At 68.6% G+C, this 23,375-nt stretch carries 20 protein-coding genes and 2 CRISPR repeat arrays; of the genes, 14 read left to right on the forward strand and 6 right to left on the reverse strand.

What is annotated here, in order from left to right:
* The first annotated feature begins 2 nt into the window (after positions 1 to 2).
* The 13 genes from B1H29_RS08025 (at position 3) to B1H29_RS08085 (ending at position 16,661) form a co-directional block, all read left to right on the forward strand.
* Positions 3 to 1,826 (forward strand): hypothetical protein, encoded by a 1,824-nt coding sequence (locus tag B1H29_RS08025; protein WP_055419574.1) that lies wholly within the window; start codon positions 3 to 5, stop codon positions 1,824 to 1,826.
* A gap of 248 nt (positions 1,827 to 2,074) precedes the next feature.
* A complete protein-coding gene (locus tag B1H29_RS08030; protein ID WP_159027800.1) occupies positions 2,075 to 3,235 on the forward strand; it encodes a S1 family peptidase in 1,161 nt (386 codons plus the stop codon).
* Positions 3,236 to 3,337: 102 nt separating this feature from the next.
* A complete protein-coding gene (locus B1H29_RS08035) occupies positions 3,338 to 4,234 on the forward strand; it encodes a hypothetical protein (protein WP_079160088.1) in 897 nt (298 codons plus the stop codon).
* Between the two features lie 188 nt (positions 4,235 to 4,422).
* On the forward strand, positions 4,423 to 4,620 hold the full coding sequence (locus B1H29_RS08040) for a DUF397 domain-containing protein (protein WP_055419576.1): 198 nt from the start codon (positions 4,423 to 4,425) through the stop codon (positions 4,618 to 4,620).
* An 18-nt stretch (positions 4,621 to 4,638) separates the two neighbouring features.
* Positions 4,639 to 5,277: direct repeats of the CRISPR family, unit length 29 nt; unit sequence GGGACTATCCCCGCGGGTGCGGGGAGCAG.
* Positions 5,278 to 5,606: 329 nt separating this feature from the next.
* Positions 5,607 to 8,417 carry a CRISPR-associated helicase Cas3' gene (gene cas3 / locus B1H29_RS08045; RefSeq protein ID WP_234393073.1) on the forward strand — a complete coding sequence of 937 codons (2,811 nt, stop codon included), beginning with the start codon at positions 5,607 to 5,609 and terminating at the stop codon, positions 8,415 to 8,417.
* Positions 8,401 to 10,170 carry a type I-E CRISPR-associated protein Cse1/CasA gene (gene casA, locus B1H29_RS08050; RefSeq protein WP_055419578.1) on the forward strand — a complete coding sequence of 590 codons (1,770 nt, stop codon included), beginning with the start codon at positions 8,401 to 8,403 and terminating at the stop codon, positions 10,168 to 10,170. Before cas3 ends, casA begins: the two co-directional genes overlap by 17 nt.
* Positions 10,171 to 10,235: 65 nt before the next feature.
* Positions 10,236 to 10,931 carry a type I-E CRISPR-associated protein Cse2/CasB gene (casB, locus tag B1H29_RS08055; RefSeq protein ID WP_055419579.1) on the forward strand — a complete coding sequence of 232 codons (696 nt, stop codon included), beginning with the start codon at positions 10,236 to 10,238 and terminating at the stop codon, positions 10,929 to 10,931.
* Entirely contained in the window at positions 10,928 to 12,124 is a 1,197-nt protein-coding gene (gene cas7e / locus B1H29_RS08060; RefSeq protein WP_055419580.1) for a type I-E CRISPR-associated protein Cas7/Cse4/CasC, read from the forward strand. The genes casB and cas7e overlap by 4 nt, the downstream gene beginning before the upstream one ends.
* On the forward strand, positions 12,121 to 12,864 hold the full coding sequence (gene cas5e / locus B1H29_RS08065; RefSeq protein WP_055419581.1) for a type I-E CRISPR-associated protein Cas5/CasD: 744 nt from the start codon (positions 12,121 to 12,123) through the stop codon (positions 12,862 to 12,864). Before cas7e ends, cas5e begins: the two co-directional genes overlap by 4 nt.
* On the forward strand, positions 12,864 to 13,652 hold the full coding sequence (cas6e, locus tag B1H29_RS08070) for a type I-E CRISPR-associated protein Cas6/Cse3/CasE (protein WP_055419582.1): 789 nt from the start codon (positions 12,864 to 12,866) through the stop codon (positions 13,650 to 13,652). Before cas5e ends, cas6e begins: the two co-directional genes overlap by 1 nt.
* Positions 13,649 to 14,617 carry a type I-E CRISPR-associated endonuclease Cas1e gene (gene cas1e / locus B1H29_RS08075; protein WP_055419583.1) on the forward strand — a complete coding sequence of 323 codons (969 nt, stop codon included), beginning with the start codon at positions 13,649 to 13,651 and terminating at the stop codon, positions 14,615 to 14,617. The genes cas6e and cas1e overlap by 4 nt, the downstream gene beginning before the upstream one ends.
* Positions 14,614 to 14,976 (forward strand): type I-E CRISPR-associated endoribonuclease Cas2e, encoded by a 363-nt coding sequence (gene cas2e, locus B1H29_RS08080; protein ID WP_055419584.1) that lies wholly within the window; start codon positions 14,614 to 14,616, stop codon positions 14,974 to 14,976. Before cas1e ends, cas2e begins: the two co-directional genes overlap by 4 nt.
* A gap of 92 nt (positions 14,977 to 15,068) precedes the next feature.
* Positions 15,069 to 16,018: a CRISPR direct-repeat array (repeat unit 29 nt; unit sequence CTGCTCCCCGCACCCGCGGGGATGGTCCC).
* Between the two features lie 109 nt (positions 16,019 to 16,127).
* Entirely contained in the window at positions 16,128 to 16,661 is a 534-nt protein-coding gene (locus B1H29_RS08085) for a CbrC family protein (RefSeq protein WP_055419585.1), read from the forward strand.
* 160 nt (positions 16,662 to 16,821) lie between these two features.
* Here the strand turns inward: B1H29_RS08085 and B1H29_RS08090 are convergent, their stop codons facing one another.
* The 5 genes from B1H29_RS08090 to B1H29_RS08110 all read right to left on the reverse strand — a co-directional run bounded on the left by B1H29_RS08090 (position 16,822) and on the right by B1H29_RS08110 (position 21,484).
* Complete coding sequence (locus B1H29_RS08090) at positions 16,822 to 17,250, reverse strand: hypothetical protein (protein ID WP_234393074.1); 429 nt, start codon at positions 17,248 to 17,250, stop codon at positions 16,822 to 16,824.
* A 221-nt stretch (positions 17,251 to 17,471) separates the two neighbouring features.
* Positions 17,472 to 17,915: a peptidoglycan-binding domain-containing protein gene (locus tag B1H29_RS08095; RefSeq protein ID WP_055419587.1), complete on the reverse strand. Its 444-nt coding sequence runs from the start codon at positions 17,913 to 17,915 to the stop codon at positions 17,472 to 17,474.
* A gap of 236 nt (positions 17,916 to 18,151) precedes the next feature.
* Positions 18,152 to 18,850 (reverse strand): hypothetical protein, encoded by a 699-nt coding sequence (locus B1H29_RS08100; RefSeq protein ID WP_063787511.1) that lies wholly within the window; start codon positions 18,848 to 18,850, stop codon positions 18,152 to 18,154.
* 37 nt (positions 18,851 to 18,887) lie between these two features.
* Positions 18,888 to 21,203: a glycoside hydrolase domain-containing protein gene (locus B1H29_RS08105; protein WP_055419588.1), complete on the reverse strand. Its 2,316-nt coding sequence runs from the start codon at positions 21,201 to 21,203 to the stop codon at positions 18,888 to 18,890.
* A gap of 74 nt (positions 21,204 to 21,277) precedes the next feature.
* The gene (locus B1H29_RS08110; RefSeq protein ID WP_055419589.1) at positions 21,278 to 21,484 is read right to left on the reverse strand and encodes a hypothetical protein; all 207 of its coding nucleotides are present in this window, start codon (positions 21,482 to 21,484) and stop codon (positions 21,278 to 21,280) included.
* Between the two features lie 336 nt (positions 21,485 to 21,820).
* Here B1H29_RS08110 and B1H29_RS08115 point away from each other — a divergent pair, with 336 nt between their 5' ends.
* Positions 21,821 to 22,702 carry a DUF2690 domain-containing protein gene (locus B1H29_RS08115; RefSeq protein ID WP_055419590.1) on the forward strand — a complete coding sequence of 294 codons (882 nt, stop codon included), beginning with the start codon at positions 21,821 to 21,823 and terminating at the stop codon, positions 22,700 to 22,702.
* 66 nt (positions 22,703 to 22,768) lie between these two features.
* Here the strand turns inward: B1H29_RS08115 and B1H29_RS08120 are convergent, their stop codons facing one another.
* A complete protein-coding gene (locus B1H29_RS08120; protein WP_063787512.1) occupies positions 22,769 to 23,239 on the reverse strand; it encodes a hypothetical protein in 471 nt (156 codons plus the stop codon).
* Between the last annotated feature and the right edge of the window lie 136 nt (positions 23,240 to 23,375).

Below are 23,375 nucleotides of genomic sequence, written 5' to 3' on the forward strand. Positions count from 1 at the left end.
GCATGCCCACCACGCTGAGAGAGCTGAGCGAGACCGCCAGCCGCAACCTGCGCGAGGTCATCTCCGACACCCTCATGCCGGACGATGCCCGAGAACAGTCCGTCGTGGTCCGACAGCTGACCAACCTGGTCAGGCACCTGCAGACCGCACTGGAGAGCGCCGGGGAGCGGCCCCGGCGGGCGAACCCCGGGCCCGCCACCCATCTGGCCACCGCCCAGAGCGCTCTGCGCCGCGCGGCCGGACGATTGCCCGCCCTCGACGACGAGGTTGCCGCCCTGCACCACGGCACTCCGCTGGCCCGTGCGGTCCAGGCGGCGGCCGCCGTACAGGACCTCATCGCCAGCCATCGCGGGCGGGACGGCATCCCGGTGACGCCGTACGCCCTGGCGTTCACCGAACGCCCCGCCCGGTCCTACCTGGTGCACTGCTCGGCGGACCTGGCCTGGGGAGCGGCCCGAGTGGCTCACGCGTTGGGCGAGGCCGTCACCAACGAGGGCACCGCGGTGCAGCTGTACGTCGCGCGCGGAAGCCTCGACCAAGCCTCGGTGTTCGGCCGCACCGCCGGCGGACAGATGAACCGGGCTACTGAGGCGTTCCCGCATGTGCCGCCGCTCGATCCCCGCCCGGCTCTGCCCACCGATGCTCCCGAGAGCATCACCGCGCATCTCGCCGACGACTGCGAGCGCCTGTCCCGGGTTGCCTTCGAGGCCCTGCACGGCCGCGGCGAGTCCGGCTTGAGCGGGTCCGACGTGCAGCAACTGACTCGATGGCGGGCGATGAGTGACCTGCTGTCCGGCCGTATCCTGCTGCACGTCGCCACGTCCGTCGATCCGCACACCGCCGAGCCGCTGCGGGAGGCCGCCGGCCGGCTGCGGGAGACGGCACAGGCCTGGCAAGAGAGCGCGGCGCAGTGGCACCGGGTCGTCGATCTCTCCGACCCTCGCGTCCACCCGAAGCTGCCGCTGCCCAGCTACCACCTCGCGCGCAGCGGTCAGTTCACACACCTGCCCAAGACGCCTCCGCACCCCGCCCTGCTCACCGCGCACTCGCATACGACACGCCTCGGTCAGCTGCTCTACGGCATGGCCTGGAACCCGGAGACACCAGGGCGCCCGGTCCAGCGCGACACCCGGGAGGTGCTTGCCGACGCCGGAGGCCTCGCGGAGCTGACGCACACGATGTACCGGGTGGCAGCTTGCCGCGGCCATGCCCTCCGTCGTCAGGCGGATCGAATCCACTCTGGTGACCGACAACGTGGATCACCGTCCTCCGGAGGCCGTGCATCGCTTCTACCCGCTGCCCAGCCACCAGACGAGACGCCTCGTAGAGCGCTACGAGCCCGCCGTGAGGGCCGAGCAGGCAGCCGCCGCCAGCATCCTGCGCACGGCTGCCCGTACGGGCATGGACACCGCGCGCGCCCGGCTGGACGCGGCCGCCCACAGACAGATCCGGTCCGGTCAGCCGTGGCTGCCCGTCGACGTGGCGGCGGAACAGCAGTCGGGGCCCACGCTCCCCGCGGCCTCGACTGCCCGCCCCAGTGCTGCGGCGGCGCGCAGCCGGTCGACAACCGGCACCCGTTCCCCGAGCACGAAGCCCACGACGTCCGGTCCTGTCACCGCCCACCGGTCCGGCGACGGCATCGAGCACCGCCCCGGTCGCAGCAGATAGCCCCGGGAAAGGTGAGGTGCTTCACAGCGCCCAAGACATTCCTCACGGTGCGCCACCCGGCCGGGCAGCCGCCCTCTTCACCCGCAAACCCTCAAGAGGAAAGTGACCACTCCGATGTTGAGGAAGTGGCCGCCCCGGGCGACCGCCCGGCCGGGTAACTCTGCGCAATGGCAGCCAACTCCCATTGCGGGAACGATGGGTTGACGGTCGGTGCGGTTTCTCATCCGGGCCGCTAAGTGACTGTTTGAGTACCAAAGCACCTGACCGTCGCGGGGTGTTGTTTCAGGCGGCGGCAGGCCTCTGCGTTGCTTGGACAGGTTCACCAGGTCACCTGAAAGCGGAAACACAACTGCCACTTTCCGCACTTGAGTGATCAGTGACCCGACCATCACCTAGAGTCACACCAGTGCAATCCGCACTGGTGTTCCACTGGCTTCAATCGGCCTTGGAGGCTGCCGTGAATCATCACTGGCAGAAGTTCTTACAGGTCCCCGTCGTTGCGCTTCTGGCAACGGTAGCTGCAACTACGCCGGCATCCGCTGAGGATGGTCCCGCGCCGCTCACCAGTCCGACGCGGGCGGCGGCGCTTGTGGCCGAGCTCGGCGGCCACCGCACCGGAGGCGTGTACTACGAGGATGGGCGTCTCGTCGTAGCGGTTACTGATCAAGCGGCAGCCCGAACGGTCCGGAATGCGGGCGGTGCTGCGAAGGTTGTGACCCGCAGCGCAGATGAGTTGGCATCCATCCACGACAAGCTCGACCAACTGGGAAACATCCCAAATACGGCATGGGGTGTTGAAGCCGCCACCAACCAGGTGAACGTCGAGATCTTCGACGGTGCACCTTCTGATGCTCGTTCCCGAATCGAGAAGATTGCGGCTGCCCACCCGGGCGCCGTAGAGATCAGCCGGATCAACAGCAGGTTGGTGTTCAAGGAACGGCTCCTCGGAGCCGTCGGCATCACATCCGATGGATGGCTGTGTTCTGCCGGGTTCAACGCCAAGAACTCGTCGGGGGCAATCTACGTACTCACCGCCGGTCACTGCGTGCCGGGTACCGGCAACATCTGGTACATGAACTGGAACAACGAGAGGATCGGCGTCCAAAACGCCTACGCCAACGGCTACGGCACCAGCGGCTGGTGCGATGGTGTAGACCGCGGCTGCGACTGGGCCACCATCCGGGCAGACGGTTCCACGATCAAGCCGGTCGAGGGTGTCCGATACTTCAACGGCACCGTCAAGGACATCACCACCTCCCGATTCGCGGCTGAACGGGAGGACTCAGACCGGATCGGCACCATGAGTGAGGACACGACAGGGTTCATCACGAAGACAAGCGTGACCGTCAACATCAGCGGCAAAACCATGCACGGCATGTACGAGTCAAACCACTGCGCCCTAGGAGGCGACAGCGGTGGGCCGCTCTTCCACGGATCGACGGCTCTGGGCCTGCTCTCAGGGGGCACTGCCGAGACGACCTGCAACTCCTCGTCTTCCGGCGAGTACCGCAACTACTACACGAGGGTGCAGACGGTAGTGAACGAACGCGGCCTCCGCATCTACTGACGCTATGCCTCAGCGGACCGTCTCCGCTGGAGAACCTATCGTGCACCAACTGCGTCAGAGGTACGAGCCGTCGCCACTCTGCAGTTCTCTCTGGAGGTCACCATGCGCATCAAGGCCATGCACTCTGTCGGCTTGTTGACCACGGTGACTGTCGTCGGGCTGACCGTCTCCGCTTGTGGCAGTCAGTCGGACGAAAAGGCTGAGGCCGATGCAAAAGCGGTGTCGCACCGCGCCGAGCAAGTAGCCGCAGCCTGGGATGGGTCAACCGCAGCCGACAAGTGGCGTGCTGGTTACTACCCGATGGGTGATGTGGTTCAGTTGCCCCATGGTGGTCTGCGCAGCAAAGTTGATGAGCAGGCATATAAGGACCGCAGCTTTGTTCTGCGAGGCAAGTTGCCCACCGACTGGCCAAAAAGTGGCCGGGTGAATTGGGCTGGCGATGAGTCGCTCACTCGCCCCCTGTCGGGGGCGGAGGAGTCGTACAGGTCCCTGTCTGGGGGGCTCGCCGACGGCGAGACCGGCCTCACGGTGACTGGCGCGAAGCTGGGCACCATGACGCTGGCCACCAGCCGCGGACCGGCGACCGTCCCCGCCTGGCTTTTCACTCTTGATGGCTACACCTCCCCCCTCAAGAGGGCAGCTGCCGACCCATCGCAGCTCCCCCCGTCACCGATCGGCCGAGCGCGTGACATCCCCGTACGGCAACTGAATGGGCTGGTCGACATTGCCGAGGACGGGCGATCAGTCACTGTGATCGCTCTCCGTGGTGTCTGTCACGACGGGGCGACGGTGGAGGCCCTGGAAACCGTCCGCAGTGTGGTCCTATCGTCCTCCGTCAAGCAGCAGAAGGACAATGAGAAGTGCACGAAACAGGCTAGGTTGCGACAAGTTTCGGTAGAACTTGAGCACCCCTTGGGGGACCGTATTCTGTTGGACGCGAAGTCGGGCCAGCCGGTTCCTTACAAACCGCCGTATGGACCCTCACCAAGCTGGAGCTGAATTTCTCGAAGTCGTCCATCTCCTGCGCCGTCCACCGTGGCGGCCTTGCCTCATGCGACATGACGTCTCCCCTATTCTCCTTCGGGTTGCTGCACAACAACACGCCTGCGGGCAGGTCTGCTGATCCGTAGTCTCCGCCGGGCGGGCACGGGTCTCCGCCCGCTCCCAACCGTTGTCAGGAGGACCTCATGCCGCTCCCGCCCACGGGCTGGTACAAGAGCAGCTACAGCACCGACTTCGAGGAAGCCTGCGTGGAGGCCTGCGTTGCCGCGGTTGGCGCCGGCGTACTGGTCCGTGACGCCAAGGACCGCGATCGCCGCCCCTTTCCCGTCTCTGCCCCCGCATGGAGCAGCTTCTTGAGCGCGCTGCGCCCCGACGGCGTCTGACCAGACAGCCCTCGTCGCGGGACCATCCCCGCGGGTGCGGGGAGCAGAAATTCGTGGCCGCGTTCGTGCCCCGCCAGCAGGGACTATCCCCGCGGGTGCGGGGAGCAGCGGGATCAGCAAGGTAGTGCGAACTGGGGTCAGGGACTATCCCCGCGGGTGCGGGGAGCAGATCTGCGCGTCGTAGGCGCTGCGGTTGGCGTCGGGACTATCCCCGCGGGTGCGGGGAGCAGGGGAGGTAGACGATGCCGCCCATCACGCACGCGGGACTATCCCCGCGGGTGCGGGGAGCAGGAGCCGTCGCAGCGGGAGCAGGACCGGCAGGCGGGACTATCCCCGCGGGTGCGGGGAGCAGATCATCTGCGGGATCGTCACCGCAGGATCAGCGGGACTATCCCCGCGGGTGCGGGGAGCAGGGGACCGTGCCTACCCCAGCGCTCGGTTCCCGGGGACTATCCCCGCGGGTGCGGGGAGCAGTTGTAGCAGCCGATCGCGGGCGGGCACATGACGGGACTATCCCCGCGGGTGCGGGGAGCAGTTGTAGCAGCCGATCGCGGGCGGGCACATGACGGGACTATCCCCGCGGGTGCGGGGAGCAGCGCCAGGGAGCGGGGCCCGTGGCCTTGGATTCGGGACTATCCCCGCGGGTGCGGGGAGCAGACTGTTTGACCTGCGAGTTTACTGAGGCAGAAGTGTACTTTCAGCGACTTTCACAGATTCCGACAAATTAGACATATGGCGTCCTTCGATCCGCAAGTGGTCCCGGAAGTAGCCGATCATCGTACGGCTTGAGAGCGCCGTCTCCCTGCGAACCCTTCAGTTTTCTCGTTCTGGCGTGTGGAACCGGGTTTTCCCTGTATCAATCACTCATGAGGAGGGATGGGAGGAACGCCCGTTCTGGCCTGCTACGTCGGCTTGGGGAGCCGGCTAGGTCGGTATGGGCCAAGCACGATTATGACACCGACGGTTGGCTGCCGTTATGGCGGCACATGGAGGACAGTGCCGCGGTGGCGGGCTTGTTGTGGGACCGGTGGCTGCCCGCAGGAGTGCGGAAGCTGATCGCCGAGGCGTTGCCGCAGGGGGAGCCGGACGCGCGTGCCCTTGCCGTATGGCTTGCCGGTGTGCACGACGTCGGCAAGGCCACCCCGGCGTTCGCGTGCCAGGTCGACCTGCTCGCCGACGCGATGCGCGATCAAGGGCTGGAGATGCGTTCCGTGCGGGCGCTGGGGCCGGATCGTCGGGTGGCGCCGCATGGCCTGGCCGGACAGGTATTGCTGGGGGAATGGCTGGAGGAACGGCACGGGTGGGCGTCCGCGCGGACCGGGCAGTTCACGGTTGTTGTCGGAGGGCATCACGGCGTGCCGCCCGAGCACGGTCAGATCAAGGCCCTCTACGAACATGAGGAGTTGCTCCGCACTCCCGGTGCGGGCAGCCGGGTCTGGCGACAGGTGCAGACCGAGCTGCTCGATGCCTGTGCGGAACAGTTCGGCGTGGCCGAACGGCTGGGGCAATGGCGGCAGGTCAGGCTGCCGCAGCCGGTGCAGGTGCTGCTCACCGCGCTGGTCATCGTCTCCGACTGGATCGCCAGCAATCCGGACCTGTTCCCGTACTTCCCCGACGGCGCGTCCCGCGGCGACCAGGAGCGTCTTGCCGCGGCCTGGCAGGGTCTGGACCTGCCGGAACCGTGGCGGGCCGAGGAACTGGACCGCAGTGCCCAGGAGCTGTTCACCTCACGGTTCGAACTGCCGGCGGGAGCCGAGATACGTCCCGTCCAGGACGCGGCCGTGGAACTCGCCCGGGAGATGGAGACGCCCGGGCTGATGGTCGTCGAGGCGCCGATGGGTGAGGGGAAGACGGAGGCGGCCCTCGCCGTGGCCGAGATCTTCGCGGCGCGCTCGGGTGCGGGTGGGGTGTTCTTCGCCCTGCCCACCATGGCCACGGGCAACGCAATGTTTCCCCGCCTGCTCGACTGGCTGGACCGGTTGCCGGGGGTGGCCGGCTCACGTCACTCGGTGCACCTGGCCCACTCCAAGGCGGCTCTCAACGAGGACTTCGCCGGCCTGATGGCCCGTACGGGAGGGGTCGCGGCCGTCGGCGTGGACGAAGCGGCGCCGGCCTCCCGACAGAGGCCGGAGGAGCGGCACCGCGCGGGGGGCGAGCTCGTGGCGCATGCCTGGCTACGGGGGCGTAAGAGGGCCATGCTGGCCTCCTTCGTCGCGGGCACCATCGACCAGTTGCTGTTCGCCGGGCTGAAGAGCAGGCACCTGGCGCTGCGGCACCTCGCTGTGGCCGGCAAGGTCGTCGTCATCGACGAGGCGCACGCCTACGACACGTACATGAGCGTGTACCTGGACCGGGTGCTGTCCTGGCTGGGCGCGTACCGGGTTCCGGTGGTGGTGCTGTCCGCCACGCTGCCGGCCTCACGCAGGCGTGAGCTGGTCGCGGCGTACTCCGGCCGGAACGAAGCCGTAGCCGGAGAGACGGGCGCGGCTGCGGCGGACGCGTACCCGCTGCTGACCGCCGTTGCTCCGGGTGGTGGTCCCCTGGTCCGCCGCCCGCAGGCGTCTGCCCGCTCCTCGGAGGTGCGGGTGGAGCCGCTCGCCGACGGCCTGGACGTCCTCGCCGACCGGCTGGAGAACGAGCTGATCGACGGCGGGTGTGTCCTGGTGATCCGGAACACGGTCAGACGGGTGCTGGAAACGGCTCGCGCATTGCGCGACAGGTTCGGTGCCGAGAACGTGACCGTCGCCCACTCGTGCTTCGTCGACCTCGACCGGGCGGGCAAGGACAAGGAACTGCTCCGCCTCTTCGGGCCTCCGGAGAAGACGGACGCCAGGCCCTCGGGCCGGCACATCGTGGTGGCCAGCCAGGTCGCCGAGCAGTCCCTGGACGTCGACTTCGACCTGCTGGTCAGCGACCTGTGCCCGGTCGACCTGCTCCTGCAGCGCATGGGCCGCCTGCACCGCCACTGGCGCGGACCAGGCCAACAAGAGCGGCCCGAACGCCTGCGCACACCACGCTGTCTGGTGGCGGGAGCCGACTGGACCGCGGACGTACCCGCTCCGGTACGGGGGTCGGTCGCCGTGTATGGGCAGCACGCCCTGCTGCGGTCGGCCGCGGTGCTCCTTCCCCACCTGGAAGGCGGGTCTCGGCGCCCGGTGAGGCTCCCAGCGGACATCAGCACACTCGTACAAGAAGCGTACGGGGAAGCCCCGGTCGGGCCGGACCACTGGCAGGAGGCCATGAAGACGGCGGGCGAGCGGTTCGAGCGGCACCGCGACGACCAGGCCGAACGCGCCGCCGTGTTCCGTCTGGGGGACGTCGGCAAACCGGAACGGCCGTTGTTCGGCTGGGTCGCCGCCGGCGTAGGAGACACCGACGACACCCCCACCGGGCGTGCACAGGTCCGCGACAGCCGGGACAGCCTGGAGGTCGTGGTGGTCCAGCGGCGTGGGGACGGCAGCCTCGCCACCCTGCCGTGGCTCGAGGCGGACGGCAAGGGACGCCGGCGCGCGGGCCTCGAGTTACCGCAGGACGCGACGCCGACGCGGTTCGCGGCCCGAACGGCCGCGAGCTGCGGGCTGCGGCTCCCCCTGCAGTTCTCCGGCGAGACGATGGACCGGGCCATCGAGGAGCTGGAGCAGCTGTACCTGCCCAACTGGCAGGGCAAGAACAGTCCTTGGCTCTCCGACCATCTGATTCTCGCTCTCGACGAGGACTGTCAGACCCACCTGGCAGGGTTCGTACTCAGCTACAGCCCGAGTGACGGTCTTGAGGTGACCCGTGACGCAGACGACTGAACCCCCCGGTGCCGGCGTGGGTGGGGGTGAAGTGGTGTCCTTCGATCTGACCAGCCGGCCGTGGATCTGCGTGCTGCGGCGTGACGGCTCCCAGGATGAGCTGTCACTCGGCCAGGTCTTTGCCCAGGCCGATGACCTGCGGTGCGTCGTGGGGGAACTGGCCACACATGAGTTCTCCCTGGTCCGCCTTCTCCTGGCCGTTGCGCATGATGCCTTGGACGGTCCCGGCGACATCGAGGACTGGACGGAGCTGTGGGAAGACCCTGACTGCTTCGCTCCGGTCCAGGCATACCTGGAGCAGCAGCGCGAGCGGTTCGATCTCTTGCACCCCGTCACACCGTTCATGCAGACCGCCGGGCTGCACACGGCGAGGGACGAGGTGTTCTCCCTCAACCGGATCGTGGCCGACGTGCCGGCCGGGGAGCCGTTCTTCAGCACACGGATGCCGGACGTGGAACGGCTGTCTTTTGCCGAGGCCGCGCGCTGGGTCGTTCACGTCCATGCCTACGACACCTCCGGCATCAAGTCCGGCGTGGTCGGCGACGACCGAGTCAAGAGCGGCAAGGTCTACCCGCTCGGCACTGGGTGGGCGGGGGGCCTGGGCGGCGTCTTCGTGGAGGGCGGCACCCTGCGCGAGACCCTGCTGCTCAACCTGGTGGCGGCGGACACCGAGGAGCTCGCCTTCTCCGGCGACGACCGGCCGGCCTGGCGCCGTGAGCCTTGCGGGCCGGGCTCCGACGGGCGAGCCGCGACCGGCCTGCGTGACCTGTACACCTGGCAGTCACGCCGGGTGCTTCTGCACCACGACCCGGACGGTGTCCACGGTGTCGTCCTCGGCTACGGCGATCCCCTCGCTTCGCGGAACCTACACCGCAGCGAGCCGATGACCGCATGGCGGCGCAGCCCCACGCAGGAGAAGAAGCTGGGGCAGTCGCCCGTGTATCTGCCGCTCGAACACGATCCGGGCCGATCGGCCTGGCGGGGTATCGCCGCGCTCCTCGCCGACCGGCTGGAGGAGGGCGGAGGCGCAGAGGGGCCCTCGCGGCTGCGGCCGCGGATCCTCGAGTGGGTCGCGCGGCTGGTGACAGAGGGGCACTTGCCCCGTCGTTTCCTCGTCCGTGCCCGGGTGGCGGGTGTCAGGTACGGGACCCAGCAGTCCGTGGTCGATGAGGTGGTCGACGACCGCCTGGAGATGCCGGTCGTCCTGCTGCACGGGCGAGATCCCGCTTACGCCGCGCAGGTCATCGCGGCGGCCGAGGACGCCGACAGGGCGGTGCGGGTCTTAGGGGATCTTGCGGCCGATCTGGCCCGGGCGACCGGGTCCGAGCAGGAGGGGCCGAAGTCTGCGGCCCGGGCCGGAGGATTCGACGCGTTGGATCATGGCTACCGCGGTTGGCTGTCCGAGATGGCGGAGGCCCCCGACCCCTTCGAGCACCGGCAGACCTGGCAGCGACAGGTGCGGCAGGCGGTGGGCCGTCTCGGTGACCGTCTCATCGCCGCCGCGGGCGACTCGGCCTGGGAGGGCCGGATGCACACCGACAACAGGGGCAGCACCCACTGGCTGAACGCGGGCCTGGCCGACGTGTGGTTCCGGGGACGCCTGGCCAGGGCGCTGGGAGACCCCGACGCACCAGGCTCCGCCGACTCCGGCGCGAAGGCCACCACCTCGGCCGACGGCGGCCCGCCCGGGCCGGAGCCCACCGGCCCGCCAGGAACCGAACACGCCGTGACCGAACCGGAGGTGCACGTATGACCCCGGCTCTCACCGGCTCCGACTACGAACCGGCAACTGAGGCCCGTAGAAAGGATGGTGGACCAGTGACGACCACCGTATCCACCCCGCCCGCCGCAGCCGCAGTTCAGCAGCAGGTCGCGGATCTCGCCGCCACACGCATCGCCTCCTGGCAGGAGGGATACCTCAAGGACAGGTCCCCCGCCGTCGCCGCTCTCGCGCGACTGCGCCGTGGCGCGGGCCGTGAGGCGGGCGAGACGCCCGACCTGTGGAGCCTGGTCGACACCGATCCGCTCCACACTCCGGTCGAGGGGATGCGGCCGTTGAGCGAGCAGGAGCTGGAGCGTGCCGAGAACGCGCTGCACGCGGCTCTCACCCTGTGGGCGTTCCACCAGCAGTCCCGCGGCGTCCCCATGCACCGTCGGCACACCCGTGAACGGCCGGGCGGCCTCGGCGCGGCGGTCCGGCGTCTGATGCCGGCCGACGGCACAGACGCTCCCGTCCGTAAGCGCCTGGTCCGCGCGGGCACCGCCCCCGACCTCGCCACCCTCACCCAGCGGCTGCGCGACATCGTCGCCTTGCTGCGCGCTGCCAAGGATCCGGTCCCACTCGACTACGCGCTCCTCGCAGGCCAGCTCTACGTCTGGCAGTGGGCCGACGGACCCGCCGCCGTGCGCCGCCGGTGGGGCCGTTCCTTCCACGAACAGGTGCGGACCCTGCCGGGCACCGCCCCGGCCTCCAACGAGAAGAACACCCCGGACACCGACAAGGACGCCTCGTGAACCGCATCTTCCTGGACGTGCACGCCCTGCAGACCGTCCCGCCCAGCAACCTCAACCGGGACGACACGGGCGCGCCCAAGACGGCCGTCTACGGCGGAGTCCCCCGGGCCCGTGTCTCCAGCCAGGCGTGGAAGCGGGCCATCCGCACCTGCTTCAAGGACGAGCACCTGCTCGACCCCGCCGAGCTGGGCGTGCGGACCAAGAAGATCGTGGAGCTGCTGGCCGACCGGATCACCGGGCTCGACCAGCCCGTCGAGCAGGAGACGGCCTTGAAGCTCGCCGACGAGACGGTGCGGGCCGCCGGCTTCAAAACCGAGGTCCCCAAGCGGAAAGCCGACCAGGCGAAGAAGGACGGAGGCCCCGCCCCCGCCCCCGAGAGCAAGTACCTGGTCTTCCTCAGCTCCCGGCAGCTCGACGGTCTGGCGCGCCTGGCGCTGGAAGGGGCGGACGACATCACGGGGTTCTTGAAGACGAAGGAGAACAAGGCCCGGGCCAAGGAGCTCGCGGACACCCGGCACTCCGTGGACATCGCCCTCTTCGGCCGGATGGTCGCCGACGTGGCCGACATCAACGTGGACGCCGCCGTGCAGGTCGCCCACGCCCTCAGCGTCCACCGGGTCGACAACGAGTCCGACTACTACACGGCCGTGGACGACGAGAACACCGACGAGGAGACCGGCGCCGGAATGATCGGCACCGTCGACTTCAACTCCGCAACGCTCTACCGTTACGCCGCCCTCGGCGTGCACCTGCTCGCCGGCAACCTCGGCCAGGGCCTGCGCGACGACGAACCGCGCACCGAGCCGGTTCGCCGCGCCGTCGAGGCGTTCGTGCGGGCCTTCGTCGACTCGCTCCCCACCGGGAAGATCAACACCTTCGGTCACCACACCGAGCCCGACGCCGTGGTCGTCAAGCTCCGCACCACACGCCCCATCAGTTACGTCGCGGCCTTCGAGGACCCGGTCCGCAGCGACGGCGGCGGACATCTGCGCGAGGCCGCCGACCGGCTCGCCGCCTACGCCGCCGACGTCGAGCGCGCCTACGGCGACCCCGAGACCACCCTCACGTGGGTCCTGCGGGTCGGCCCCGCCACGCAGAAGCTCGCCGATCTGGGCACCGAGGCCGGAACGTTGCGCGAACTCGCCGCCGCCGTCGGACAGGCCGTCGCCGAACGCCTGGAGAAGCCCGCATGAGCCGCACCGGCGTGCTCGTCCTTCGCCTGGCAGGCCCCCTGCAGTCCTGGGGGGCCTCCTCCCGCTTCACCCGCCGCACCACCGAATCCGCCCCGACCAAGAGCGGCGTCGTCGGCCTTCTCGCCGCGGCGGCCGGCATCGAACGCGGCGACGACACGCGCCTGGCGCCCCTGGCGGCACTGCGGTTCGGGGTCCGCATCGACCAGCCCGGCACCCGCATCCGGGACTTCCACACCGCCCACCACGGCGTCACCGGGGCGTCTATGCCGCTGTCCGAGCGGTTCTACCTAGCCGACGCCGTCTTCGTTGCCGTCGTCGAAGGCGACCACGCCCTCCTCACCGGCCTGCACGACGCCCTGCGCGCCCCGGTCTACCCCCCGTACCTCGGCCGGCGTTCGTGCCCGCCTTCCGAGCCGGTCGACCTCGGACGATACGAGGACGCGACGCTCGAGGACGCACTGACGAGCGCGCCGTGGCAGGCCTCCGCCTGGTACCGCAGACGCCACCGGCCCCCGCAGACCCTGACCGTACTGCGCGAGACCACCACCACCGAGTCTGCCGAGTCTGCCGACGTCCTGCGCGACCAGCCCGTCAGCTTCGACGCCGCCCACCGCCGGCACGCGCTGCGCACCGTCGTCACCACCGCCGTACCCACTCCCCTCCCCGCAGGCGACGGCAGCCCGCACGGCACGCACGACCCGTTCGCCGCCCTCGACGACCTGGAGAATGAGAGAGCCTGATGTTCCTCTCCCGCTTCCGCGTCAACACCGCGCGGCCCGGCGCTCGCCGCCTGCTGTCCTCACCCCAGGCCATGCACGCGGCCGTCATGTCCTCCTTCCCTCACATCCTGCCCTCCGACAGCCCGCAGCCCGACGCACCACGTGTGCTGTGGCGTCTGGACCAGCGAGCCCGCGCCGAGGTGCTGCTGTACGTCGTCAGCCCCGACCGTCCCGACCTGACGCACCTGGTCGAGCAGGCCGGGTGGCCCGCCGTCGCCGGACCCGAGAACCCCGGCTGGCAGACCCGGCCTTACGCTCCACTGCTCGACCGCCTGGCGACCGGTGACCGTTGGGCGTTCCGGCTGACCGCGAACCCCGTGCACACGGTCCGCCGCAAGGAGGGCGAACCCCGCAAGCTCACCGCCCACCTCACGCCCGTCCACCAGATGGGCTGGCTGCTCGACGAGGAACGCCAGAAGCGTCTCGGTTTCCGCGTCTGCGAGAAGCCGGCCGACCGGCGGCTGCTGCCCGACGGCACCACCCACCACAAACAGCCCCACCCCGGCGACCGCTACGAGCTGGCCGTACAGGACACCCGGTCCCTCGCCTTCGACAAGTCCCGCGGCTCCGGCGGCCGCCGGGACAAGTCGGTCATCGTCGTCACCGTCACCTTCGAAGGACGGCTGGAAGTCACCGATCCCGCAGCACTGCGCCGCACCCTCACCCAGGGCATCGGCCGGGCCCGCGCCTACGGCTGCGGCCTCCTCACCCTGGCACCCGTCACCCAGCCCACCCACGCACAGCCATGAGCACGGTCTCCCGCCGCCCGGCGCTCACTCCCAGGCAGCTCACCCGCACCGGCGAACGCCTCTCCTTCGTCTACCTGGAACGCTGCACGGTCCATCGCGACGCCAACGCCATCACGGCTCAGGACGCGGAAGGCACCACTCACATCCCCTCGGCGACCATCGGCACCCTCCTCCTCGGCCCCGGCACCCGCGTCACCCACCAGGCCATGAGCGTGCTCGGTGAGACCGGCGCGGCGGTCTGCTGGGTCGGCGAACACGGCGTGCGCTACTACGCGTCCGGCCGCGCCCTCAGCCGCTCCTCCGCCCTCATGGAAGCCCAGGCCAGGCAATGGGCCAACCCGCGCAGCCGTCTCGCCGTGGCGCGAGCGATGTACCGGTTGCGCTTCCCGGACGAGGACCCCTCCGGTCTCACCCGGCACGAGCTCCTCGGCCGCGAGGGAAAACGGGTCAAGGACTGCTACCGGGCCCAGGCCGCCCGCACCGGCGTCCCCTGGCGCGGCCGCCGCTACACCCCCGGCGACTTCACCAGCGGCGACGCCGTCAACCAGGCCATCACCGCCGCCGCCCAGTGCATGTACGGCATCGCCCACGCCGTCGTCACCTCCCTGGGCTGCAGCCCGGCCCTCGGTTTCATCCACTCCGGACACGAACTGTCCTTCGTCCTGGACATCGCCGACCTCTACAAGACGGAGCTCGGCATCCCGCTCGCCTTCGCCGTGGCCGCACAGGACGAGGAAGACACCGGCCCTCGCACCCGCCGCGCACTACGCGACCGCATCAATGAAACGTCCCTGCTGAACCGATGCGTCGACGACATCAAACACCTCCTCCTCCCGGAATCGACCGGCTCCGCCGCCCCGGGCGACGACCGGGACGTAGTCACCCTCCAGAGCGACCACGGCCACCAGGTCGCCTCAGGCGTCAACCACGATGGCCCAGAGGACTACGGAGACGAGCTCTGGTGACCGTCATCGTCCTGACCAACTGCCCGGCCGGCCTACGCGGCTTCCTCACACGCTGGCTGCTGGAGATCTCCGCCGGCGTGTTCGTGGGCAATCCCTCCGCCCGGGTCCGCGACGCCCTCTGGGAAGAAGTCCGCCAGTACGCAGACCAGGGCCGCGCCCTGCTGGCCCACACCATGAACAACGAGCAGGGCTTCACCTTCCGCACCCACGACCACGCCTGGCACCCGACCGACCACGAAGGCGTCACCCTGATCCACCGCCCAGACCCGAACGCACCCACCGCCGCCCCAACTCCCCGGAACGGTCCGCCATCCGGCTGGAGCAGAGCCTCCAAACGCCGACGCTTCGGCAGAGGCTGATGCAAGTCGAGCCACGTATGCCCTATTTGTCAGAATCAAAGCAAGTACTCGAAAACGGCCCGCAGCGCCAGTAAAGCCGCAGGTCATCCAGTCTGCTCCCCGCACCCGCGGGGATAGTCCCGGAGAGCAGTAAATGGAATTCACGATCTCGACCTGCTCCCCGCACCCGCGGGGATAGTCCCGGACGGATGGAGTGGACGGACGGGGACGGAGCCTGCTCCCCGCACCCGCGGGGATAGTCCCGCCTGCCCGACCACATTGTGGGAGCGCCTCCTCTGCTCCCCGCACCCGCGGGGATAGTCCCGCCGGTGGCTCGCTGAAGAGGAGGTCGGCGCTCTGCTCCCCGCACCCGCGGGGATAGTCCCCCGCTGGCAGCCTGATGGCTGTCACGTTCGAGCTGCTCCCCGCACCCGCGGGGATAGTCCCCTGGCCCGCATCGCGCTCCGCAAGATGTGCCTCTGCTCCCCGCACCCGCGGGGATAGTCCACCCGGCGGCCGCGAGGCGGTCCGTCGTGCGGGCTGCTCCCCGCACCCGCGGGGATAGTCCCGGGGCGCGAGTTTGGGAGCGGACGGCCCGGAGCTGCTCCCCGCACCCGCGGGGATAGTCCCGACCGGGGCCTGAAGGGGTGCGGCCGGTCCGCCTGCTCCCCGCACCCGCGGGGATAGTCCCGGGTCCGGGTCCGGGTCCGGGTCCGGGTCCGGGCGCTGATGCTCCTGCTCCCCGCACCCGCGGGGATGGTCCCTCACGTGCTGGCCCGCCTCATACCGCCACACACTGCTCCCCGCACCCGCGGGGATGGTCCCGCCATCGACGGCTTCACCCTCGAGAACACGCCCTGCTCCCCGCACCCGCGGGGATGGTCCCGGTCATCTATCTCCTTCGGTGGCGGGTGCCTTCTGCTCCCCGCACCCGCGGGGATGGTCCCGACTCCGTCACCACGGACGCGTCCGGCTGCTCCCCGCACCCGCCGGGATGGCCCCTGGGCCATGATCTGCGCGGCCTGGTCCAGTTCCTGCTCCCCGCACCCGCGGGCCTGGACCCTCGGCCGAGCCCGCCGGCCCCGCGCTTGATCGACGTCCTGTCCACAGAGCAGACTGCTTCTCATGGGATCAGTGGGCATGGCCACCAGGCTGCGGATCGGACAGTGCCGATGAGTGCCGCCCTGCCCTTCTTCCGTTATCACCCAGACCCCCTTGCAAGCGGGTCCATCTGCGCGGCCGCCGAGACGTGTGCCTGCTGCCGGCGCGACAGAGGATGGATCTACACGGCAACCTTCTACTCCGCTCAGGACGTCAGCGGTCGGTTCTGCCCTTGGTGCATCGCAGACGGGAGCGCAGCGGAACGCTTTGCGGGTGAATTCACTGACTCCTACGGGCTCGACGGTGTCAGCGAGGACGTATTGCACGAGGTCACCCGCCGCACCCCGGGATTCCACGCCTGGCAGGATCCGCACTGGCTCGTCCACTGTCAGGACGCGGCCGCCTTCGTGGGCGAAGTCGGATACGCCGAGCTGGCGGCGCATCCCGAAGCGCTAGACCAGCTTCGGACCGACATGCGTCTCGACGGCTTGCACGACGAAAGCCGGCTTGAGCGCTTCCCGACCAGCCTGGGCGAGGGGGCAACCGTCATGCTCTTCCGCTGGACCGGCTGCGGAAGCCACCTCGCCTACGCTGACGCGTCCTGAATATCGTCCGTGCGGATGAGCCTGCGGGAGCAGATGAGAGTGCGGGCGATGCCGGCGAAGGCGAGAAAGCGGGTGGCCTTCCCCCACAGCTCATCCGGCACGAAGCACCCAGCAACCGGCACGTCGGAAGGCTTTCCGACGCGCCGATCTAGACGGCCTATCAGGCAGTGGCCTTGATCGTGGAGACCCAGTCGGTCATCCCACGGTCGTCGTACACCGTGATCGTTACGCTCCTGCCCTCCGGGATGTCCAGATTCACCTTCTTGACATCCCAGATGTCGGACGAGCCCGGGGGCATGTACAGCCCGTACCGTCCACCATCACCTTCGTAGGACACCTTGTAGTAGAGGCCGTCATCGTCGTTGGCGACGTCGTACATCCACAGCACTTCATCGTAAGGATGGAATTCGACCTTCGCCAACGCGTAACCACTCTGATTACCGAAGACAACTTTACTTCCTACCCCGCCGTCATCCTTCTGGAAATAGGTTCCGTCGATGTCGTCGTTGAACCGGCACGGGCAGTAGACCGTCAGCGCCGAGTCTCTCTGAATGACCCTCGGGTCAGGGCTGTAGGCGCTTGCCGGCACGGTAGTCACGGTACTGACGGCGACCGCGGCAGATGCCACTGCGACAAGGGACGCGATTACTCGATTGCGCATCTTCATCCTTCGATTGCTGCGATTTGACAGGATTCCGTGCTTTCCTCAGGCGCCTGACCTCTGATTGCGAGTGCGGCAGCTACCGCAATTCACTTGCAAGCACACCGGCGGCTTCTCTGCGTTGCTTCAGGCGAGGACGAGCGCCAAGCTCAGGTCACGTTGGCCATCCGCCTGAACGCCGCCTTGGTCCCCGGCCCGGCGACCCCATCAATCGCGCCGGTGTAGCGGTACCAGGTCTTGAGGTAGCGCTGCAACGCCTTCACCGTTCCCGTGCCGACGATTCCGTCGATCGATCCGGTGTAGCCCCAGTTCTCCTTGAGGAGACGCTGCATCGCCTTCCAGCTGTTGGTGCCGAGTTGCCCGTCGATCGCGCCGGTGTAGCCCCAGGACCTCAGGAACTTGCCCTGGAGGCTTTTGGCCTCAGAGGTCGTCAGACCGAGGTTGACCACAGCCAGTGGGGCGAACGCCTCCGCACTCTCCACCGGCTTCTTCTCCGGGGCCGCCGCGAAGCTGGTTCCTGCGGCGGCCAGGCTTCCGGCGGCGATCCCTACGACAGTCGTGACACTGACGAGCGTCCTCATCATGGCTCGCATGCGTATTCCCTCCCTTGACCGGAACCACCCGCTGCGGGCGGCTCGGTGATCAGTTTTCGGGCGGTGATGCACGGACCGCAACAGTCGCCGCCCAAGTGACGTACGCCCGAGACGTCCCATGCGCTGACCTGCGGGGACTTCGATCCCAGCGGGACACGGTGGGACGGCTGGGACCACCGTGAAGGCCTCTGGCGCGGTCACCCGCGGGTGCACCGGACGAGACGTCGCCCGGACTGCTACCGGTTCTGCCGGTTGCGCAGGTCCCTGGCCCGGACTCGCCGCCGGGTTGCGAAGACGTCGGGGACCACTCCGGCACCGGCGCCGGGCCGGGACTCCCACCCCCTGATCCGGGCGGCGACGTCCGTCAGCTTCGGGTCTCGCGGCGCGACGTCGATCTGGAAGTGGGACTCCTTGGCCGGATCGAAGTCGCCGCCCCACTTCACCAGGCCCTCCAGTTCCGCCAGGATGTCCCGTATCGTGGCGAGGTCCTGGGGGTAGACATTCCCCTTCGCCCCTGCGGGGTACAGGGCCGGGAAGATGGTGATGGCCGTCCCGGAGAGGTAGTTGCTCTCGTACCGCCGGCCGAGGACGCGTTCGGTCGTGTGCCCGGTGATGTCCCGGGGGGTGATCGCGCGTACTTCGTAGTGGTAGCGGCGCGCCAGGTGGAGCAGGACGGTGGCGACGTCGCCACCGAGGCAGGAGACACCGGTGTTCCCTGCACCTTCGATCCTGTGTTCCGGGGTCTCGTCGATGACGGGCCAGCCGTTGGCGCTGCGTCTGCCGTTCCACGGCCCGGCCGGGGACGCGTCCGCCGCGACGGCGGCCGTTCCGGGGGCGGACCACAGTACGGCCCCGCCGGCCACGCCGAGTGCGGCGGCGACGACATGACGGCGCTTGAGGGTTCCGTGCGGTGCGACGTATTCGTGCTGGTTCACTGGCGACCTGCCTCTTGAGCGGGGATGGAGTGCACTCTCAGCCAACCTGTCCGTGGAGGACTTCGGCGAACCCGCGGAGGAATTCGTCGAGCTTGTCGGACGGCAGCATGTCGGGCACAGGCGTGCCGACGCCTGCGGTCAGCTGGATGAGCCCCGTTCGCCCGAGTGAGATCATGGCGCTGTCCGTGGTGAGCATGTCCCGGGCCAGCTCGATGGTGTTCGCGACGGTCCCGAAACGCCGACGGCGGTAGTCGCTGAACCGGTCGTCGTTCCCGCCGGTCTCGTAGTGGTGGCGGACCGCGGTGACGATGTCGGTACCGGCCCTGACGCGCTTGCTGATCAAGTAGCCGTCCGCGTCCTCAATGAGGTCCGAGTAGCCGAAGGTCGAGGAGACATTGATCTTCGCCAGCCGCTCCACGCAGTACTGGTAACCGGACGAGTAGCCGGCGCGATCTCGTTGCCACTCCGCGTAGAACGTGATGAGGTCCCCGCCCCAGCCGGCGACGTCACCGTGATTGACCCACCCGGTATCGGCGGGCTGCGGGTAGCGGTAGTGGCCGTTGCAAGTGGCCATCAGATGTTCCATGCCGATTTCCTGGCCGGTGGCGCTGTCGACGAACTCGACCTTCCAGGGCGCGCCGTTTTCCTCGACGTAGGCGACGAAGTCACGGTCCAGCGTGCCGATGAGACCGGTCCACGTGAGATCGCTGTAGGACCTGTGCCGGACGTACTCCATGACGAGCTGGTTGGGGTCGCCCTGATTGTAGGAGCGGGCCAGGTCGTAGAGCTCGGCGATGTAGTCGACGAAGTCCCTGGAGGGGGATACGGGGTCGTTGACGCTTCCCTGACCGGAGTCCGTGCCCGGCCGATGTGCGTTGTTGTCAAGATCGAAGGAGTCGGAACCGTTGAGGAAGCGAAATTCCTTGATCTGATTGAAGGCCCAGTTGGCCGGCAACGGGAAACCGAGGTTGCCGGAGAATCCCCAGGACATACCGGATACGAATGACCAGCGGGCGTAGGTGGCGTCGGTGATCCGTGCGCACACGTTGCGAGATCCGTAGACTCCGTATACGTAGCGCTTCCCCTTTCTGGCCAGCCCGCCGGCGACTCCTTGGAAATAGGGAATGATGTTGGAGGTGATCTCCGGGTCGGTGGCGTCGTAATCAACGGCGAAGTAGATCACCGTGCCACGGTTGAAACCGTAACCGACAGCTCGGTTGTGTGCCTCCAAGGCGTGCTGGTATCCCGTGTTGTAGGTGAAGTCGGAAAGCTGACGCGCGTTGTCCTGGTAGATCGGGAAGACGCGGAGCTGGTTGCCGAAGATGTTGTCGAGCTCGCCGGGCTGGATCTCCTTGTCAAGAGTGCTGCCCGGCGGGTCGTATATGTAGCGCCCCACGTACTTGTAGCCTTCTGCGGCCAGGGCCCGCGCGCGGGAGTCGGTGATAGTGAAGCGGGTGTCGCAGGCGTCGACACGGCGCTCCGGGTCTCCCGTAGACACCAGCAGTTGAGCCCAGGTCTGGTAGTCGGCTCCCCCGTGGTCCTCCAGCAGGGAGAATCTCTGAAAGGCTTTCACGAAAAGAGCGAGATCGGAATCGTAGGTGTCCTTGAAGGAAGTTCTGTATTGCGTATCCCCTGCGGGGACGGGTTCGTTGAAGACGCATGACGCAGAGAAAAGTCGCACGAGGGTCCCCGTAGCCCCCTTCGACAGAGTGTTGGCCTTCAGCCCCGCCTGGGTGGCGGGGCCGAAGTTCCCGTTGGCCTGGTCCTCGGGGATGCCCACCGTGTACTGGATGGCCTTCATGAGGGCCTTCTGTACGTCGCGTGAGTAGTGGCCGTCGCAGGGACCTATGAAGAAGGTCGATCTGTCCAGGTAGTTGCGGTTGAGCCACTGCTGAATGGTGCGGACCTTCTCGGAGCCGCCTGCGAGGACGATGTAGGCGTCCATGGTGAGCAGTGCTTTGAATACCTTCGGAGTGACCGTGCCGCCGTGGCCGGTCAGACCCATGTCCGTCGTGAGGCTGATGACGGCGTTGAGGGTGGCGGTGTCGTACTGGCCGTTCCCGCTGCCGCCCCAGTAGCCCTTGCAGAACAGGGCGTGCTGGATGAGGTTGACCATGTTGGCGTTCGTGTGCCCCGGGCCGATGTCGCCGTAGGCGGTCAGCCGCGACAGGGTGGTGGGGCCGAAAGCCGCGACGAGAGGGCTGATGCCCAGTTCGTGCTGAAGTCCCATGGTGAGGGAGTGCATGGTGTTCCAGCCCGTCTGCCCGTCCTCGGCGCAGGGCCTGTAGCCGGGGACGTCACCGTAAGTGCTGTTCACCCATTTCTGCGCTTCCAGGACCTTGGCGTCTGCCACTACTGTCTCCGTATGTCTGTGGGTGGTATGGATCAGGGACCCATGGGCTTCTCGTCCAGGACGCAGCGGACGCGTCAGGCGCCGAAGCAGCCGCGGACGATGTGTGGCCGCACGGAGCCGTGCGACAGGGCGGTGAGGTCGAGCTCGTGCTGGAGGCAGCAAGTGAGGGCGTACAGGGAGCCCCCCAGCCCGGTGATGCCCTCCTTGACCCCGGTGGGTATGCCGGCGACGTCGCAGGTGTCGATGAAGTCATGTGCCCGCAGGACGAGCTCGTCTGCCATGGATACCCATTCGCCTGGTCGGACCGATTGATGGACGCGCGTGCCCGCCACTGCGGCCTCGCGGTGATCGAGTGGGCCGGTCCGGCAGGTGTCCGCGGTCTTCCTGTCGGGGCGGGTGATCACATGCTCGCTTCGGGGACGGCAACGCCGGTAGAGCAGTGGGACCGGGTGGGACATGATGGGAAGCGGGACGCGGCAACAGGCCCTGTATCAGGGGGACAAGACGAGGGAGGACGAGTGGTGGCGGGACAGGCTGGGAGACCCCGGGCCAGTGGAGCGCCCGGGGAAGCCGAACTTCTGACCGAGCAGCTGAGGCTGCTGCGGCGGCGCAGCGGAATGACCCTGGCCACGCTCGCCGGCCGGACGAGCTACAGCAAGTCGTCGTGGGGGCGTTACCTCAGCGGGAAGGCACTTCCGCCCCGACAGGCAGTGCGGGAATTCGCCCAGGCGATCTCTGTCAAACCCGACCGCCTGCTCCTTCTGCTGGAGATCGCCGAGCGCGGGCAGCCGGACGGCAAGCCTCCGGAGAGCACCGATCCCGTCGAGCGCTCCGACGCCTCCGGCACACCGCCGACGGTAGTCACCGGTCCAGATCCCGACCGCGATCCCGATCCCGAACCGGTTTCGAGCACGGGCACCTCCGTGGCCCCGGACGCGGAGCCGCCCATGACGCAGCCGCCGAAGCAGCCCACCACCTCCGCGACGCTCCGCCGGCCGCGGCGCTGGGGCCTCGCTCTCGGGGCCGCCGCCACCGGTGTGGGAGCGGCCGTGGGACTGCTCGCGGGAATGCTCATCGGCGCCCCGGCGAGCCAGGGAGAGCCCATGACCAAGGGCAGCCTCACGAAGTGCAGCGGTTTCGAGTGCCGGAACAAGGACTCCCAGCGCATGGAATGCCACATCGGAGTGTGGACCGCTGCGGCAGCGAAGGTCGACGGCGTCCACCTGGAACTGCGCTACAGCCCGCGCTGCGGAGCCGCGTGGGCCAGGATCACCGAGGGCCAGGTCGGGGACACGGCGAGGGTCGAGGGGCCGCACAACCACTCGGCCACCCGCTCGATCACCTACGACCGGGACACCTACTCACCCATGGTCGAAGCCCCCTACCCCGCGGCCGCACGCGCCTGCGTGGTCCTCAAGGACGGGGGCAAGGAGGTCTGCACCCCGCACGGTGGCGCCTCGCCGCTGCCTGCCGCGGTCACCGACGAGAGCAAGCCGTAGCCACTGGCCGCCCGCGTCCGGACTGACCCTAGGTTGCGCGGCCGGCCGCAGAGCAACCCTCCCCCGCTACAGCGGCGGTCCGCTTCGGCGGTCATCCGCTGTAGCTCCGCCTCGGCCGGGTGCCTCGCCGGGGCGGTGGTGTCTGGTGTCGCCCGAGGTGGCCAGGTACGGCTCCCGCTCCTCCTCGGCTCCCGGGTCCGGCGGCGGGGGCGGCTCCTGGTGGCCGCCCGCGCAGGCGGGAGGCTTCATGTGCGGCCTGGAGGCGTGCAGCGTGTTGATCCACTCGGCCTCGGCGAGCTCGCGTCCCGGCGTCTTCTCGCCCGCGTAGGTGCGCAGCCGGCCCAGGTGGAGGGCGGTGAGCATCTCCCGCGTCCAGCGGTGCCGGTACCAGCAGGGTGGGAGGTCGTTGTGCAGCTCGGCGGTGCGGCGCAGCCACTGGACCCAGGTGCGCAGTTCGCGCCGGCAGGCCCGACGTTCGGACGGGGCACGATGACCGACCCGGCGCGGCGGTGGCGCTTCGGCCGGTGTCGGAGGCACTGTGGGCTACAGGGACGCCGGGTGGTTGTCCAGGAAGCGGTGCTCGCGAACTTCCAGGGCATCACCTCATCAACGGGGCTGTTCGATGGATAGCCTTCCCGCGTGATCCTGGTCTCTTGGTATATCAACGGCTCTA

This window comes from Streptomyces pactum, assembly GCF_002005225.1.
In the GTDB taxonomy this organism is placed as follows: Bacteria; Actinomycetota; Actinomycetes; order Streptomycetales; family Streptomycetaceae; genus Streptomyces; species Streptomyces pactum_A.